Source organism: Bradyrhizobium sp. BWA-3-5 (assembly GCF_032917985.1).
Taxonomy (GTDB): Bacteria; Pseudomonadota; Alphaproteobacteria; order Rhizobiales; family Xanthobacteraceae; genus Bradyrhizobium.
In genome coordinates this window covers 193,671-208,682 of record NZ_CP136626.1, presented here as the reverse complement: position 1 = coordinate 208,682, position 15,012 = coordinate 193,671, and the positions used below count along the sequence as shown (strand labels likewise).

At 63.6% G+C, this 15,012-nt stretch carries 19 protein-coding genes; 13 read left to right on the top strand and 6 right to left on the bottom strand.

Annotated features, from left to right (window positions below):
- Window positions 1-6: 6 nt before the first annotated feature.
- Genes RX331_RS00985 through dnaQ form a run of 3 tightly spaced genes read left to right on the top strand, consistent with a single transcriptional unit; the run spans window position 7 to window position 1,969 of the window.
- On the top strand, window positions 7-615 hold the full coding sequence (locus RX331_RS00985; RefSeq protein ID WP_317254819.1) for a Maf family protein: 609 nt from the start codon (window positions 7-9) through the stop codon (window positions 613-615).
- A gap of 18 nt (window positions 616-633) precedes the next feature.
- A complete protein-coding gene (gene coaE / locus RX331_RS00980; RefSeq protein WP_317254818.1) occupies window positions 634-1,233 on the top strand; it encodes a dephospho-CoA kinase in 600 nt (199 codons plus the stop codon).
- Window positions 1,234-1,264: 31 nt separating this feature from the next.
- Entirely contained in the window at window positions 1,265-1,969 is a 705-nt protein-coding gene (dnaQ, locus tag RX331_RS00975; RefSeq protein WP_317254817.1) for a DNA polymerase III subunit epsilon, read from the top strand.
- A gap of 17 nt (window positions 1,970-1,986) precedes the next feature.
- Here dnaQ and secB read toward each other — a convergent pair whose 3' ends face one another.
- A complete protein-coding gene (gene secB / locus RX331_RS00970; protein WP_317254816.1) occupies window positions 1,987-2,475 on the bottom strand; it encodes a protein-export chaperone SecB in 489 nt (162 codons plus the stop codon).
- A 449-nt stretch (window positions 2,476-2,924) separates the two neighbouring features.
- Between secB and RX331_RS00965 the strand changes: the two genes are divergently transcribed.
- Genes RX331_RS00965 through RX331_RS00955 form a run of 3 tightly spaced genes read left to right on the top strand, consistent with a single transcriptional unit; the run spans window position 2,925 to window position 5,780 of the window.
- Window positions 2,925-3,626 carry a Tim44/TimA family putative adaptor protein gene (locus tag RX331_RS00965; RefSeq protein WP_317254815.1) on the top strand — a complete coding sequence of 234 codons (702 nt, stop codon included), beginning with the start codon at window positions 2,925-2,927 and terminating at the stop codon, window positions 3,624-3,626.
- Entirely contained in the window at window positions 3,604-5,187 is a 1,584-nt protein-coding gene (locus RX331_RS00960; RefSeq protein WP_317254814.1) for a murein transglycosylase A, read from the top strand. Before RX331_RS00965 ends, RX331_RS00960 begins: the two co-directional genes overlap by 23 nt.
- Complete coding sequence (locus RX331_RS00955) at window positions 5,184-5,780, top strand: Smr/MutS family protein (protein WP_317254813.1); 597 nt, start codon at window positions 5,184-5,186, stop codon at window positions 5,778-5,780. The genes RX331_RS00960 and RX331_RS00955 overlap by 4 nt, the downstream gene beginning before the upstream one ends.
- On the opposite strand, the gene RX331_RS00950 is transcribed toward RX331_RS00955, so the two are convergent.
- The 5 genes from RX331_RS00950 to hslV form a co-directional block, all read right to left on the bottom strand.
- Window positions 5,777-6,898, bottom strand: a complete 1,122-nt coding sequence (locus RX331_RS00950; RefSeq protein ID WP_317254812.1) for a hypothetical protein — start codon at window positions 6,896-6,898, stop codon at window positions 5,777-5,779. The genes RX331_RS00955 and RX331_RS00950 overlap by 4 nt on opposite strands.
- 181 nt (window positions 6,899-7,079) lie before the next feature.
- Complete coding sequence (hslU, locus tag RX331_RS00945; protein ID WP_317254811.1) at window positions 7,080-8,381, bottom strand: ATP-dependent protease ATPase subunit HslU; 1,302 nt, start codon at window positions 8,379-8,381, stop codon at window positions 7,080-7,082.
- Window positions 8,382-8,432: 51 nt separating this feature from the next.
- Complete coding sequence (locus tag RX331_RS00940; protein WP_410708063.1) at window positions 8,433-9,044, bottom strand: DUF2585 domain-containing protein; 612 nt, start codon at window positions 9,042-9,044, stop codon at window positions 8,433-8,435.
- Window positions 9,041-9,499, bottom strand: coding sequence for a GNAT family N-acetyltransferase (locus RX331_RS00935; RefSeq protein ID WP_317258350.1), 459 nt, complete (start codon window positions 9,497-9,499; stop codon window positions 9,041-9,043). Before RX331_RS00935 ends, RX331_RS00940 begins: the two co-directional genes overlap by 4 nt.
- Window positions 9,500-9,540: 41 nt before the next feature.
- The gene (gene hslV, locus RX331_RS00930) at window positions 9,541-10,092 is read right to left on the bottom strand and encodes an ATP-dependent protease subunit HslV (RefSeq protein WP_057862238.1); all 552 of its coding nucleotides are present in this window, start codon (window positions 10,090-10,092) and stop codon (window positions 9,541-9,543) included.
- 190 nt (window positions 10,093-10,282) lie between these two features.
- Between hslV and hisB the strand changes: the two genes are divergently transcribed.
- From hisB to coaA, 7 genes are all read left to right on the top strand, one after another.
- Complete coding sequence (hisB, locus tag RX331_RS00925) at window positions 10,283-10,876, top strand: imidazoleglycerol-phosphate dehydratase HisB (RefSeq protein WP_317254810.1); 594 nt, start codon at window positions 10,283-10,285, stop codon at window positions 10,874-10,876.
- 40 nt (window positions 10,877-10,916) lie between these two features.
- On the top strand, window positions 10,917-11,447 hold the full coding sequence (locus RX331_RS00920; protein WP_317254809.1) for a DUF2628 domain-containing protein: 531 nt from the start codon (window positions 10,917-10,919) through the stop codon (window positions 11,445-11,447).
- A complete protein-coding gene (gene hisH / locus RX331_RS00915) occupies window positions 11,444-12,094 on the top strand; it encodes an imidazole glycerol phosphate synthase subunit HisH (protein WP_317254808.1) in 651 nt (216 codons plus the stop codon). The genes RX331_RS00920 and hisH overlap by 4 nt, the downstream gene beginning before the upstream one ends.
- Complete coding sequence (hisA, locus tag RX331_RS00910; protein ID WP_317254807.1) at window positions 12,082-12,831, top strand: 1-(5-phosphoribosyl)-5-[(5-phosphoribosylamino)methylideneamino]imidazole-4-carboxamide isomerase; 750 nt, start codon at window positions 12,082-12,084, stop codon at window positions 12,829-12,831. The genes hisH and hisA overlap by 13 nt, the downstream gene beginning before the upstream one ends.
- A 10-nt stretch (window positions 12,832-12,841) precedes the next feature.
- Window positions 12,842-13,618: an imidazole glycerol phosphate synthase subunit HisF gene (gene hisF / locus RX331_RS00905; protein WP_283031345.1), complete on the top strand. Its 777-nt coding sequence runs from the start codon at window positions 12,842-12,844 to the stop codon at window positions 13,616-13,618.
- Between the two features lie 82 nt (window positions 13,619-13,700).
- On the top strand, window positions 13,701-14,024 hold the full coding sequence (locus tag RX331_RS00900) for a phosphoribosyl-ATP diphosphatase (RefSeq protein WP_317254806.1): 324 nt from the start codon (window positions 13,701-13,703) through the stop codon (window positions 14,022-14,024).
- A gap of 16 nt (window positions 14,025-14,040) precedes the next feature.
- Window positions 14,041-14,997, top strand: coding sequence for a type I pantothenate kinase (gene coaA, locus RX331_RS00895; protein ID WP_317254805.1), 957 nt, complete (start codon window positions 14,041-14,043; stop codon window positions 14,995-14,997).
- The last annotated feature ends 15 nt before the right edge of the window (window positions 14,998-15,012 follow it).

Sequence of the window (15,012 nt, the reverse complement as noted above, 5' to 3'; positions counted from 1 at the left end):
GCCGCGATGACCATCTGGCATGGACAACATCCACTGATCCTGGCCTCGCAGAGCCGCGCGCGGCAGATGCTGCTCGCCAATGCCGGTATCTCCTTCGAAGCCGTTCCGGCCGATATCGAAGAGCGTGCCGTTCAGAAAAATTCCGGCCTTTCCGCGCCCGGCGAGATCGCAGGCCTGTTGGCGGGCGAGAAGGCGGGCTTTGTGTCGGCAAAAAATCCCGGCCGTTATGTCATCGGCGCCGACCAGACGCTGGCGCTCGGGAGCCGGTTGTTCAGCAAGCCCGCCGGGCGCGCGCAAGCGGAGGATCAATTGCGTCTGCTCGCCGGCCAGACCCACGAGCTGCATTCGGCCGTGGCGGTGGCTCGCGACGGCAAGACGCTTTTTTCCGAGGTTTCGATTGCCCGCATGACCATGCGTCAATTGAGCGGCAAGGAGATACAAACGTATCTGGACACGGCCGGCGACGCCGTTACGACCAGTGTCGGCGCCTATCAGCTGGAGGGGCTCGGCGTGCATCTGTTCGAGCGCATCGAGGGCGACCATTTTACAATCCTCGGTCTGCCGCTGTTGCCCCTGCTTGCATTCCTGCGGGGGCAGGGGCTATTCCGTGTTTGAGATGATGCGGCGGATAAAATGCTAGTTCTCGGTCTCACCGGCTCGATCGGCATGGGGAAATCCACGACGGGAAAACTGTTCGTGGAAGCCGGCGTGCCGCTCTATGACGCCGATGCGGAGGTTCACAAACTCTACGAGGGCGCAGCGGTCGGCGCGATCGAGGCGGCTTTTCCCGGCACGACGTCGAATGGAAAGGTCGATCGGCAAAAGCTCAGCGAGCGTGTGGTACATGACCCGGCCGCCATGAAGCAGCTCGAACAGATCGTCCATCCCATGCTCGGCGCCGGCCGGCAGAAATTCTTCGCCGATGCCGAACGCGCCGGGACGCCTGTTGTCGTCGTGGACGTGCCGTTGCTCTATGAGACCGGCGGCGAGAAGCGCGTCGATGCCGTGGTCGTGGTGACGACGTCACCGGAACTGCAGCGCGAGCGGGTGCTGGCGCGCGGCACCATGGATGCCGCGAAACTCGATTCCATCATTGCGCGCCAGGTGCCCGACGCGGAGAAGCGGAAGCGCGCCGATTTCGTCGTGGATACCTCCCATGGCCTCGACCCTGTGCGGGCGCAAATCAAGGACATTCTGGCCGCGGTTGCTAAGATGCCGCAGCGGCGGACCTGATTCGCCGGACCTCAGCGTTAAAGCGGAATCCATGCGCGAAATCGTTCTCGATACCGAAACCACCGGCCTCGACCCGCTGCGCGGCGACCGCCTGGTCGAGATCGGCTGCATCGAGATCTTCAACCGCATGCCGACGGGGCAGACGTTCCACCGCTACATCAATCCCGAACGCGACATGCCGATGGAAGCGTTCAATGTGCACGGCCTGTCGACCGAATTCCTTGCCTCCAAGCCGTTGTTCACCGAAGTGGTCGAGGAGTTCCTGGAATTCATCGGCGACGCGCCGCTCGTCATCCACAACGCTTCGTTCGATATCAGCTTCATCAATGCCGAGCTGGACCGCATCAAGCGGCAGCCGATTTCGCGCGAGCGGCTGGTCGACACGCTGCTGCTCGCGCGGCGCAAGCATCCCGGCGTGTCCAATCGGCTGGACGATCTCTGCTCGCGCTATGCGATCGACAATTCCCGCCGCACCAAGCACGGCGCGCTGCTCGACGCCGAGCTTCTGGCCGAGGTTTACATCGACCTGATCGGGGCGCGGCAGTCGCAGCTGATTCTGGCGTCAGAAACCCGGGTAACCGTCACCAGCGGGATCGGCGAAACGCCGCGCCGGCAGCGCGAGGTTCCATTGGCGCCGCGCGTCACCGATGCGGACCGCGAGGCCCACCGCGCCTTTGTCGCCACCCTGGGCGACAAGCCAATCTGGAACGATTTTCTGTCCGTAGCGGCGGCCTGACGGACCGCCGCCAAAGCTTAGCTCGGCTTGGCGCCGGAGGCGGCCTGTGCCGCAGCCTGCCGCTCCATGTTCTGGCGGTACAGGCCGACGAAATCGACCGGATCCAGCATCAGGGGCGGGAACCCGCCATCGCGCACGGCGGTCGCGATGATTTCGCGCGCAAACGGGAACAACAGCCGCGGGCATTCGATCATCACCAGCGGATGCAGGTTTTCTTTCGGCACGTTGACGATGCGGAACACGCCGGCATAGGCCAGCTCGAAGCTGAACATCACCTTGCCGGCGCCTTCGGCCTTGCCCTCGATCGAGAGCGTCACCTCGAACTCGCTTTCCGACAGGTTGTTCGCGGAAACGTTGATCTGGATGTTGATCGCGGGCTGCTGCTGTTGCGGCGCCAGCGAGGACGGCGCGTTCGGATTCTCGAACGATAAATCCTTGGTGTACTGGGCCAGAACGTTGAGCTGGGGAGGGGCCTGTTCGGCAGGCGCGCCGTTGCCGTTGGTCATGAAACTCTCTCCTGAAGCGCTCGCGAGCGCAGGCCGTGTTCGTCTGGGTTCGCTTTTGATTGCGAAAATGTCTTTTCCGGGCGAGTGGCTATCATAGGCCCGGCTCATTCCACAAGGACGACAAAATGGCGGGGCGACCGGCGGGGCCTTCAATTGTGGCGGATATGCCTAATAGGGCCCTGACCGAGCCGCCAATTCGTACTCTAAATGATTGAATGTGCGTGATTTCCGGTCAGGATCGGGTTTCCCCTCGCAGCGAAAACGCGCTACAATCACCCGCGCCAAAACGCGCCATTGGCCGGGCGTAGTTTCATGCCTACATGCTGCAGTCTCAATCGATGATGTAATCTCTGCCGTTCTCGGGGAAACTCGCCAGAGAGCTTCACACCAAGGGAACGCTCGACCGCCGGGCCCGTTGCCGGCGCTAGAACCCAGAAAGCGAATACGACGTGGATATCTACACCATCATCTTCCTGGCGCTGGCGGTCTTCATCTTCCTGCGCCTGCGCAGCGTCCTCGGGCAGCGCACCGGGAGTGAGCGGCCCTATGACCGGGCTGCGCCCAACGTCGCGCAGCGGACGCAGGACAATAATAACGTCGTTCCGATGCCGGGCACCGTCATCGATCAGTCGCCGCTGGCGCCGAACCCCGACGTATCGCCGGCCGATCGCTGGAAGGATGTTGCCGAGCCGGGCACGCCGCTCGCCGCGGGTCTGGACGCCATTGCCGCCCAGGACAACTCGTTCGATCCCAGGCACTTCCTCTCCGGCGCCCGCAGCGCCTACGAGATGATCGTGCTGGCGTTTGCCAATGGCGATCGGCGCGCGCTGAAGGATCTGCTGTCGACCGAGGTCTATGACAGCTTCGAAGCCGTGATCAAGGATCGCGAGAAGCATGAGCAGAAGACCGAAACGCGGTTCGTGTCGATCGACAAGGCCGAGCTGGTGGGCGCGGAAGCCCGCGACCGCGCGGCGCAGCTCACCGTTCGTTTCGTGTCGCAGATGATCTCGGTGACCCGCGACAAGACCGGCGCCATCGTCGACGGCAATCCCGACAAGGTCGCCGATATCACCGATGTCTGGACCTTCGCCCGCGACACGAGCTCTCGCGATCCGAACTGGAAGCTGGTTGGCACTGGAAGCGCGGCCTGAGACGCAGAACCTTGTGAGGCTCGCGTTCGGCGCGATCGCTGTGGCGTTGGCGCTTGCGCCTCTTGATGCTCTCGCGCGCCAAGGACGTGCGCCAAAGGAGCCGCCTCCGCCGCCGGTCCGCCATCTGCCGTATCCCGAGCTCGAATTGCCGTTTCAGGTCAATGGCGGCCAGTATACGCCGGTCGCCTGGTCGGAGATCGCAGGCTGGCGCGAGGACGATCATCTTGCCGCCTACAAAGCATTTCGCGTCAGTTGCAAGCCGATAGCCGCGCAGCAAAAACCGCCTGCCGATTCGAAGGCGCTCGGCACTTCGCTGCGCGACCCCTGCCGTGTCGCGAGAAGCCTCGAACTCTCCGAGGAGGCAAAAGCCAGGGCCTTCTTCGAGGAGCATTTTCTACCCTTGCGCATTTCGCGGCTCGGCGAAAGCGAGGGTTTCGTTACCGGCTATTACGAGCCCATCGTCGAGGGATCACGGACCGAGAACGAGGTCTACAAGGTGCCGGTGTATCGGCGCCCATCGAATCTGTTCGTTCATGGCACCACACAGGCGTCAGCCGGATTACCAAATAAGGGCCAGGTGTTTCGCAAGATCGGCCGCCGCAAGCTGGTGCCCTATTACGACCGTACCGAGATCGAGGACGGCGCCATCGCCGGCCGCGGTCTCGAAATCTGCTACCTGACGAACCAAACCGACCTGTTGTTCACGCAGATCCAGGGATCGGCGCGGGTCAGCCTCGACGATGGCACGACGTTGCGCATCAATTACGATGCGCATAATGGCTATCCCTACACGCCGGTCGGCCGCATCCTGATCGAGCGCAACATCATCCCCAAGGATCAGATGTCGATGCAGAAGATCCGGGAATGGATGGAGCAGAATCCGAACGAGGCCGACGAGCTGCGGCGGCAGAACCGTTCCTACATCTTCTTCCGCGAGGTGCAGCTTTCCGACAAGGACGAAGCCGTCGGCGCGCAGGGCGTGCCGCTGACGCCGGGCCGCTCGATCGCCGTCGACAAGTCGCTGCACGTTTATGGCACGCCATTCTTCATCGAGGGCGAGCTGCCGATCGAGTCGGAGCTATCGAAGACGCCGTTTCGCCGGCTGATGATCGCGCAGGATACCGGCTCCGCCATCGTCGGGCCCGCGCGCGCCGACCTGTACTTCGGTGCAGGTAGCGATGCCGGCAAGGTGTCGGGGCGGCTCCGTCACAACGCCCGCTTCGTGATCCTGGTGCCCAAGAGCCTCGACCCGGTAGGCCGCGGCCGCAAGCTGCCGGTGCCCGACGCTCGGCCATCGGAGATGATCGCAAAACTGTTTCCGCAAACCGCGCCGTCCGCCGAGCCGAAGAACGCGGCGAAGCCGCCCGAGGCGACCGCAGCGACGACTGGAAGGTCTACAGTGCAGCCGGCAGTGCCACCCGCATCGGCGCCTTCGCAGGTCCCGGCCGTTCAGGCCGCCATAGCCAAGCCGGTACCGCTTCCCGAGCCGCGGCCGAAGGTCGAGGCAGTTTCGGCAAAGCCGCATCAACGTCATCTGCGCCGATATCGCCATCGTCGATGAAACGAAAGTCGTCGAGCTTGATTCCCGAATTGCCGGAGCCGCCACGGCGCAAGCGCGGCCTGAGCGAGGAGGAGCGCGCGCTATGGGAAAGCGTCGTCAAGCAGGTCAAGCCGCTGCGCAAGCGACATCGCGCCTTGAAGGCATCGACCGCTCCCGCCGAAACCATGCTCCGGGCTGCGCCGAAAGCTGACGCTTCGCCGAAGCACCAAGCGCCGGCGCGGCCAGTCGCTTCTTCAAAACCGGCGCCGCCGCCGCTGGCGCCGATCGGCCGCCGCGAGCGCTCGCATCTGTCGCGCGGCCGGAAGGAAATCGACGCGAGGCTCGATCTGCATGGCATGACGCAGATGCGCGCACACCGCGCGCTATTCGGTTTCCTGCAACGCGCCCATCATGACGGATTGACCTTCGTCCTCGTCATCACCGGCAAGGGCAAGATGGGCGCCGAGTCCGAACGCGGCGTGCTGCGGCGTCAGGTGCCGCACTGGCTTGGCCTGCCGGAATTCCGCGCCTTGGTGGTCGGCTTCGAGGAAGCCCATATCGGCCATGGCGGCGAGGGCGCGCTCTATGTTCGCGTCAGGCGGGCACGCTTTTAGAATGGGCGGACGATGCCGACGCGCGGGATCAGAATCACGATCCAGCCCAATGCCACCATCTTCCGATCTTTAGCCAATATCGGTTGCACCGCTTTCGCAGGTAGCGTTTTCACCGCATGCAGGATCAGAAACAGGCACACCGCCCAGTTCGAAATCCACCTGGAATAATCGAACACCATCGCGAACATGATGAGATACGCGGTTGTAACCACGGCAACGACGGCGGGGACGATGCGGCGATGCGCATCAACCGCAAGCGCCTCGACCAGCCGAAGAAAATATTGCCAGAGCGGAGTGTGCAGCCAGATCAGAAACACGAATACGGGAATCCCAAGAAGGTTGTGCGGCAGGCGTTGCCAGGTATCCAGAATTTCCTTCGTGAGCGGCTGATACCAGATATAACCGAAGCTCAGCAGGTTCGCTCGCGGCGGATCGGCCATCCGGCCTTCCAGGTACGCGACGAATTGCGCCTCCGGGACTGCCATTGTGCCGTAGAATTGCGCGGCAATGAAAAGAACGCCGATTGCCACGAGCGATGCGGCGCCAACGGCGACGCTCTGCCGTTTCGCTCCGTGGGCGAGATAATGGCGCAGCAGCACGATGGCAGCGATCGTCGGCACATACATCAACAGATGAATATGATGGATCAGAACGAGGATCGCCGAGAACATCGCCGCGAGCAGGACATAGCCAAGTGAACGAGCCGGGATCAACAGCAGGCAGATCGCAAGCAGACATCCGTAAATGTCGAAATGCCCGAGCGTGTGCATGAAGTTCTTCAGGAAGAACGGCGAGCCCGCCATGAACACGAACAGCGGCAGGTATTTTTCCTCGAAGCCGAACGTTCGGCGGAATAGCTGGACGAACAGCCCCGCTGTGATCAGCCACGCCGCCCCGCCCAGCGCGAACACGAGCCACACCGGCACCTTGGCCGTAAACAGCGAGACGATCGCGCCGATCAGCGCGCGCTTGGTGAAGCCGAAATGATAATCGACTAGCAGATGGATGTAGGGGACGTAAGGCGGCAGCGCGATCTTGTGCAGGAAGACACCGACCAGTACGGCGGCGTTGACGGCAAGCATCAAGCGCCAGGGGTTTTCCCAGACACGCAGGTTCATTAGTCGCCCAAGCCCTCGTCCCTGCCTGATGCGCAATTGGCACGGGCGTAGGACCTCCATAGCCACCGGCAGTGGCCGCAAACGGAATAGCGGCCTTAGCCGAAGCCCACAATGGATTATGAGAATGTAGCCCGGACGGAGCGAAGGGAATTCCGTATAATTACCGTCCGGGGTCGCAGGGCTACAAGATAAACCGGCTCAGATCCGAGTTCTTGGCGAGGTCGCCGATGTGCTTCTGCACGTAGTCTGCGTCGACCTTGAACGTCTCGCCATGGCGGTCCGGCGCGGAGAATGAAATCTCGTCGAGCACGCGCTCCATCACCGTCTGCAGCCGCCGCGCACCGATGTTCTCGACCGTCGAATTGACGGCGACGGCGACATCGGCCAGCGCATCGATGGCGCCGTCGGTGATGTCGAGCGTCACGCCTTCGGTCTGCATCAGCGCGACATATTGCTTGATCAGCGAGGCCTCCGGCTCGGTCAGGATGCGGCGCATGTCGTCGCGGCTCAGCGCTTCCAGCTCGACGCGGATCGGCAGGCGGCCCTGCAATTCCGGCAGCAGGTCCGAGGGCTTTGCGATGTGAAACGCGCCGGAAGCGATGAACAGGATATGGTCGGTCTTGACCGCGCCGTGCTTGGTCGTGACGGTGGTGCCTTCGATCAGGGGCAGCAGGTCGCGCTGCACGCCCTCACGTGAGACGTCGCCGCCGGCGCGGTTTTCCCGCACGCAGATCTTGTCGATCTCGTCGAGGAACACGATGCCGTTGTTCTCGACTGCGGCGATCGCTTCCAGCACGAGCTGGTCGTTGTCGAGCAGCTTGTCGGATTCCTCGTTGACGAGGATTTCGTGCGAGCCCTCCACCGTCAGGCGGCGGGTTTTGGTTCGGCCACCCATCTTGCCGAAGATGTCGCCGATCGAGATCGCGCCCATCTGCGCGCCCGGCATGCCCGGTATCTCGAACATCGGCATGCCGCCGGAGGACTGCGTCTCGATCTCGATTTCCTTGTCGTTGAGTTCGCCGGCGCGCAGCTTCTTCCGGAAGGAATCGCGGGTCGCCGGGCTCGAGGCCGGGCCGACCAGCGCGTCCAGCACGCGCTCCTCGGCGGCTTGCTGCGCGCGGGCCTGCACGTCCTTGCGCTTGCGCTCGCGCACCTGGATGATCGCGACCTCGACGAGATCGCGGATGATCTGCTCGACGTCGCGGCCGACATAGCCGACTTCGGTGAATTTCGTGGCCTCGACCTTGAGGAAGGGCGCGCCGGCAAGTTTTGCCAGCCGCCGCGCGATCTCGGTCTTGCCGACACCGGTCGGCCCGATCATCAGGATGTTCTTCGGCAGCACCTCTTCGCGCAGGCTGCCGGTGAGCTGCAGCCGCCGCCAGCGGTTGCGCAGCGCGATCGATACGGCGCGCTTGGCATCGGCCTGGCCGACGATGAAGCGGTCGAGTTCGGAGACGATTTCACGGGGAGAGAAGTCGGTCATAGGTCCTAGGTAGGCGTCCAGTGTTGCGAGAGCAAGGCGTTGTAAGGCATCTCAGATGTAAGGCGGGCCACCCTGCCACAGCTTGATCGCATCGAAGGGATGGATCAGCATGATGATGTTAAGCGTCAGATTGTCGCGAATGTGCAGCGCCAGCACCAGCTCGAGCAGGATCGCGAGCGCCACGGTCATGGCCACCGGCAGCTTCTTCGCCAGCAGGAAACCGCCGATCATCGCCAGCGAATCCGAGATCGAATTGACGATGGTATCGCCGAAATAATCCAACGAGATCGTGCCGGCACGATAACGGTCGATGATCCAGTCGGAATTCTCGACCAGCTCCCAGCTGCCTTCCACCAGCATGGCCAGGATCAGGCGGCCCTGCCAGGCGAGGCGGGGGAACGCAAGGAACGCTGCGCCATAGAACAGGATGCCGTGCAGGATGTGCGAGAGCGTGTACCAGTCGGCGACGTGCTGCGAGTTCTCCGAACTCTGCACCACGCCGTGCCAGAGCTTGACATAGCCGCATGCGCAGATCGGCAGGCGGCCCATCCCGTAGAGGATCGCGGCCTGGGCTGCGAGGATGCTGGCGGCGATCAAAAGCCAATGCCGGCCTGAAAGCGTGCGGACCATCGCCGCCTTGTCTATGCTGCTGGTCGAGGTCATGCGTTGCGGACCATCAAGAGAGCGGGGCCATCAGGTGTATCGACCATACGCGATTTTTCAAAGCCCGCCTTCTCGTAGGCGCGAATGGCCCTTGCATTGGCCGGGTCGGGATCGGTGACGATGCGCGGCGCACCACTGCGCAGGCGCCCGCTGGCGAAGGCGCGGATGAGCGCCGAGCCATGGCCGCGTTCGATCAGGCCGGGCTCGCCGATGAAGAGGTCGATGCCGCGGGTGCCGTCCGGATGCTCGCCGAAACCCGTATTCCACGCCGTCAGTGCGTAGCACTGCAGATAGGCGAAATCGCTGCCGCCGGCCGCGACGATGAACTGGTCCATCGCCGGTTCGTCGAGGTCACCGCTGACCAGATTAAACTGCTCGTTCGGATCGCCCCACCACTCCACGACATGGGGCTCCGCCAGCCAACCGCGAACCAGCGGCAGATCGGCAGAGGTCATGGGGCGGAAGACGTAGTCCGGCCTAGGCACCGGCGGCTCTCCTAGAGCGTCTCGATCGTCACGTTCCGGTTGGTGTAGACGCAGATATCGGCGGCGATATCCAGCGCCCGGCGCACGATGGTCTCGGCATCCTTGTCGGTCTCGACCAAGGCGCGGGCGGCGGCCAGGGCATAGTTGCCGCCGGAGCCGATCGCCATCACGCCAGCTTCCGGCTCCAGCACGTCGCCGGTGCCCGTCAGGACCAGCGAGACGTCTTTGTCGGCAACGATCATCATGGCCTCGAGGCGGCGCAGATAGCGGTCGGTCCGCCAGTCCTTGGCGAGTTCGACGGCCGCGCGGGTCAATTGCCCCGGATACTGCTCCAGCTTGCTTTCCAGCCGCTCGAACAGGGTAAAGGCGTCGGCGGTGGCTCCGGCAAAACCGCCGATCACGTCGCCCTTGCCGATTTTCCGGACCTTTTTGGCGTTGGCCTTGATGACGGTCTGGCCGATCGAGACCTGGCCGTCGCCGCCGATCACCACCTTGCCGCCCTTGCGGACTGTCAAAATCGTCGTGCCGTGCCAGATCGGCAGGTTGCTTTCAGATGCTTGCATGGATTGTCCTCGTTCCCGTCAGATTTAGGGGCTGGCGGGGAGGGTTACAATCGCGGCCTCTCGGCCCGGATTCCGGTCACCATAGGTCAAGTTCGACCCCTTGGGCGACATCCCGCAGTAGCGAAGGCGACATCGGCCTGTTAAAAGGGCCGCGTTTTCGGCCCCGAGCGGCCAGAGGGAAGCAGTTTTCATGCGCACAGCGTCCATCAAGCGCAAGACCAAGGAAACCGACATCGAGGTGGCGGTAAACCTTGACGGTACCGGCGTGTCCAAGGTCTCGACCGGTATTGGCTTTTTCGACCATATGCTCGATCTCCTGGCCCGGCATTCCCGCATCGACATCACGGTCAAGGCCGATGGCGACCTCCATGTCGACCATCACCACACCACCGAGGACGTCGGCATCGCGCTCGGCCAGGCCGTCAAGCAGGCGCTCGGCACCATGGCCGGCATCACCCGCTATGCCTCGATCCATATGCCGATGGACGAGACACTGTCGCGCGTCGTGATCGACATTTCGGGCCGGCCGGTACTGGTGTTCAAGGTCGATTTCCCGCGCGACAAGGTAGGTACATTCGACACCGAGCTGGTGCGCGAATGGTTCAACGCCTTCACCGTCAACGCCGGCGTGACTTTACACGTCGAGACCCTATATGGCGAGAACAGCCATCATATCGCCGAATCCTGTTTCAAGGGTCTGGCGAGGGCGCTTCGTTCCGCGGTTGCGATCGATCCGCGCGCGGCGGGCGAGGTGCCTTCCACCAAGGGTCAGCTCGGCGGCTGATTTCCTTGTTCGCGGTTTTGGTTCGCGGCGGAGAGGTTCGATGCCGGTCTACACAGTGCATGCTCCCGTAGCCAATGGCGCCGGTCTTTCGGCGACCGACAAATTCGTCTTCGTTCGCGACGGATTCCATTTCTGGGCTATGGTCGCGAGCGTGATCTGGCTGTTGTGGTACCGGCTCTGGCTGGTGCTGATCGGCTATATCGTATTGATGATCGCCGTCCATTTCGGGATGTCCGCGATCGGCGCCAGCCGCGGCACCGTCTTCACTGTCGATCTTCTGATCGCCATCCTGATGGGCCTGGAGGCCGCCAGCCTGCGACGCTGGATGCTGTCGCGCGGCAAATGGCGCCAGCTCGACATCGTGGTGGCGGACGACGAGGAAGCTGCCGAGCATCGCTTCTTCGAGCGCTGGGCCGGTGGGCGAGGCCTGGTCAACGACCAATGGGCGGTCGATCGCGGCGCGCCGCCGCCGACCCGCAACATTCCAGGCCAGCCATTCTCAAAACCACCGCCGCCATTGCCGCAAGGCGGGATCATCGGCCTGTTTCCAGAGCCGGGAGGACAGCGATGACCGTTGCCATCGTCGATTACGGCTCCGGCAACCTGCACTCGGCGGCCAAGGCTTTCGAGCGGGCGTCGCGCAGCATGGAAGATCCGCAGAAGGTCGTGGTGACGCGCGACCCTGACACGGTGTACCGCGCCGACCGTATCGTGCTGCCGGGCGTCGGCGCCTTTGCCGATTGCCGCCGCGGCCTCGACGCCGTGAACGGCATGCTGGAGGCGATGACCGAAGCGGTGCGCGTCAAGGCGCGGCCGTTCTTCGGCATCTGCGTCGGCATGCAGTTGATGGCGACGCGCGGCAAGGAGCATGTCGTCACCGAGGGCTTCAACTGGATCGAGGGCGACGTCGAGAAGATCTCGCCGCGCGAGGAGAACCTCAAGATCCCGCACATGGGCTGGAATACGCTCGACCTGCTCGGCGAACACCCGGTGCTGGAGCGGTTGCCGCTCGGGCCGAAAGGACTGCACGCCTATTTCGTGCACTCCTACCACCTCAACGCCACCAATGAAGCGGATGTGCTGGCGCGCGCCGACTATGGCGGGCCGGTGACGGCAATCGTCAGCAAGGACACCGCGATCGGCACGCAGTTTCACCCCGAGAAGAGCCAGCGTTTCGGGCTGGCCCTGATCTCGAACTTTTTGAAGTGGAAGCCGTGATCCTCTTTCCTGCGGTCGACCTGAAGAACGGCCAGTGCGTGCGCCTTGAACAGGGAGATATGGCGCGCGCGACGGTGTTCAACCTCGATCCCGCCGCGCAGGCGCGTTCCTTCGCCGAGCAGGGGTTTGAATATCTCCATGTCGTCGATCTCGACGGCGCCTTTGCCGGCAAGCCGATGAATGCGCTCGCGGTCGAGGCGATGCTCAAGGCCGTCACCATGCCGGTGCAACTCGGCGGTGGCATTCGCGATCTCAAGACGGTGGAAGCCTGGCTCGACAAGGGCATCGCCCGCGTCATCATCGGCACCGCAGCAGTGCGCGATCCCGAGCTGGTGAAGAGCGCCGCGAAAAAGTTTCCCGGCCGCGTCGCCGTCGGGCTCGACGCACGCGACGGCAAGGTCGCTGTCGAAGGCTGGGCCGAGACCTCGCAAGTTACCGCCCTCGAGATCGCGCAACGTTTCGAGGATGCCGGCGTTGCCGCCATCATCTTCACCGACATCGCGCGCGATGGGCTCTTGAAGGGCCTCAACCTCGATGCGACCATTGCGCTGGCCGAAAGCATTTCGATCCCGGTGATCGCCTCCGGAGGCCTTGCCTCGATCGAGGACATCAAGGCCATGCTGGAGCCGCGCGCCAAGAAGCTCGCCGGCGCGATTGCCGGCCGCGCGCTCTATGACGGCCGGCTCGATCCCGCCCCCGCGCTGGCGCTGATCCGCAACGCACGCTCCGCGGCCTAGGAGGCCTGTCATGTTCAAGGTCCGCGTCATTCCCTGTCTCGACGTCAAGGACGGAAGGGTTGTGAAGGGCGTCAATTTCGTCGACCTGCGCGACGCCGGCGATCCCGTCGAGGCGGCGATCGCCTATGACGCCGCTGGCGCCGATGAATTGTGCTTCCTCGACATCACCGCCACCCACGAAAACCGCGGCATCATGCTGGATGTCGTGCGGCGCACGGCCGAGGCCTGCTTCATGCCGCTGACGGTCGGCGGCGGGGTCCGCACCATCGAGGACATCAAGACGCTGCTGCGCTCGGGCGCCGACAAGGTCTCGATCAATTCGGCGGCGGTCTCTAACCGCGAGTTCGTCAAGCAGGCGGCGGAAAAATTCGGCGAGCAGTGCATCGTGGTTGCGATCGACGCCAAGCGGGTCAAGCGCGCCGGTGGCTCGGACCGCTGGGAGATTTTTACCCATGGCGGGCGCAACTCCACCGGGATCGATGCCATCGAATACGCGCAGGAAGTGGTGTCGCTCGGCGCCGGCGAGATCCTGCTCACCTCGATGGATCGCGACGGCACGCGGCAGGGGTTCGACCTGCCGCTGACCCAGGCCATCGCTGACAGTGTCCCCGTACCGGTCATCGCCTCCGGCGGCGTTGGCAACCTCGACCACCTCGTCGACGGCATTCGCCAGGGCCATGCCACCGCGGTGCTGGCCGCCTCGATATTCCACTTCGGCGAATTTACCATACGCCAAGCCAAGGAGCACATGGTGCGGGCCGGCCTGCCGATGCGGCTCGATCCCTGACGACTCCCCGTCACAAAAGTGCTAAATCCCACGGTGGGATGGCGCTGCGGCCTCGGCCGGGCGCGAGTGTTGAGTTCGATTGATGTCGCGTTTCACGATCCATGATCTGGCCGCCACCATCGATGCACGGGCCGCATCGGGGGGAGAGGCGTCCTACACCCGCAAGCTGCTCGACAAGGGCGCAGAGCACTGCGCCAAGAAGCTGGGCGAGGAAGCGGTCGAGACCGTGATCGCGGCGGTCGAGGACGACCGCGACCACCTGATCGCCGAAAGCGCCGACCTGCTGTTTCATTTGCTGGTGCTTCTGAAGTCGCGCGGCGTGAAGCTGGAAGAGGTCGAGGCTGCGCTGGCGCAGCGGACCTCGATGTCGGGACTCGAGGAGAAGGCATCGCGCAAGCGCGACTGACCGAGAGGACAGGCTGATGGATATCCGGGCTCCCGAGCAGCAATATAATCCTTACCGCATCTTCACCCGGGAGCAGTGGGCGCGGCTGCGCGACGACACACCGATGACGCTGGAGCCGGGCGAGTTCGAGCGGCTGCGTTCGATGCACGACCGCCTCGATCTGCAGGAGGTCGAGGACATCTATCTGCCGCTGTCGCGCCTGCTCTCGATCTATGTCGACGCCATGCATCGGCTCTACCAGTCGCAGCGCCAGTTCCTCGGCATCCGCGACCGCAAGGTGCCTTACATCATCGGCGTGGCCGGCTCGGTCGCGGTCGGCAAGTCGACCACCGCGCGCGTGCTGCAGGCGCTCTTGGCGCGCTGGTCGCCGCGGCCCAAGGTCGACCTGGTGACGACCGACGGCTTCCTGTTTCCCAATGCCGTGCTCGAGCGGCAGGGGCTGATGCAGAAGAAGGGCTTTCCGGAGAGCTACGACCTGCCGACGCTGCTGTCGTTTCTCAGCGACATCAAGTCCGGACGCCGGCCGGTGCGCGCGCCGGTCTATTCGCATCTGGTCTACGACATCGTGCCGAACCAGTGGATCGAGGTCGACCATCCCGACATCCTGATCGTCGAGGGCGTCAACGTGCTGCAGACCGGCCGCCTGCCGCGCGACGGCAAGGCGGTACCTGTGGTGTCAGACTTCTTCGACTTCTCCGTCTATATCGACGCCGAGGAGCCGGTGCTGCGCGAATGGTATGTGCGGCGCTTCCTGGCGCTGCGGGACACCGCGTTCACCGATCCCAAATCGTACTTCCATCGCTATGCGGTGCTCTCCGACGAGGAGGCGACCGCGACCGCGATCGCGATCTGGGAACGCACCAACCTCGCCAATCTCGAAGACAACATCCTGCCGACCCGCCCGCGCGCAACGCTGATCCTGAAAAAGCGCGCCGACCATCTGGTCGAGACGGTGGCGCTGCGGCGGCTATAATCTATTTAAGCGTCG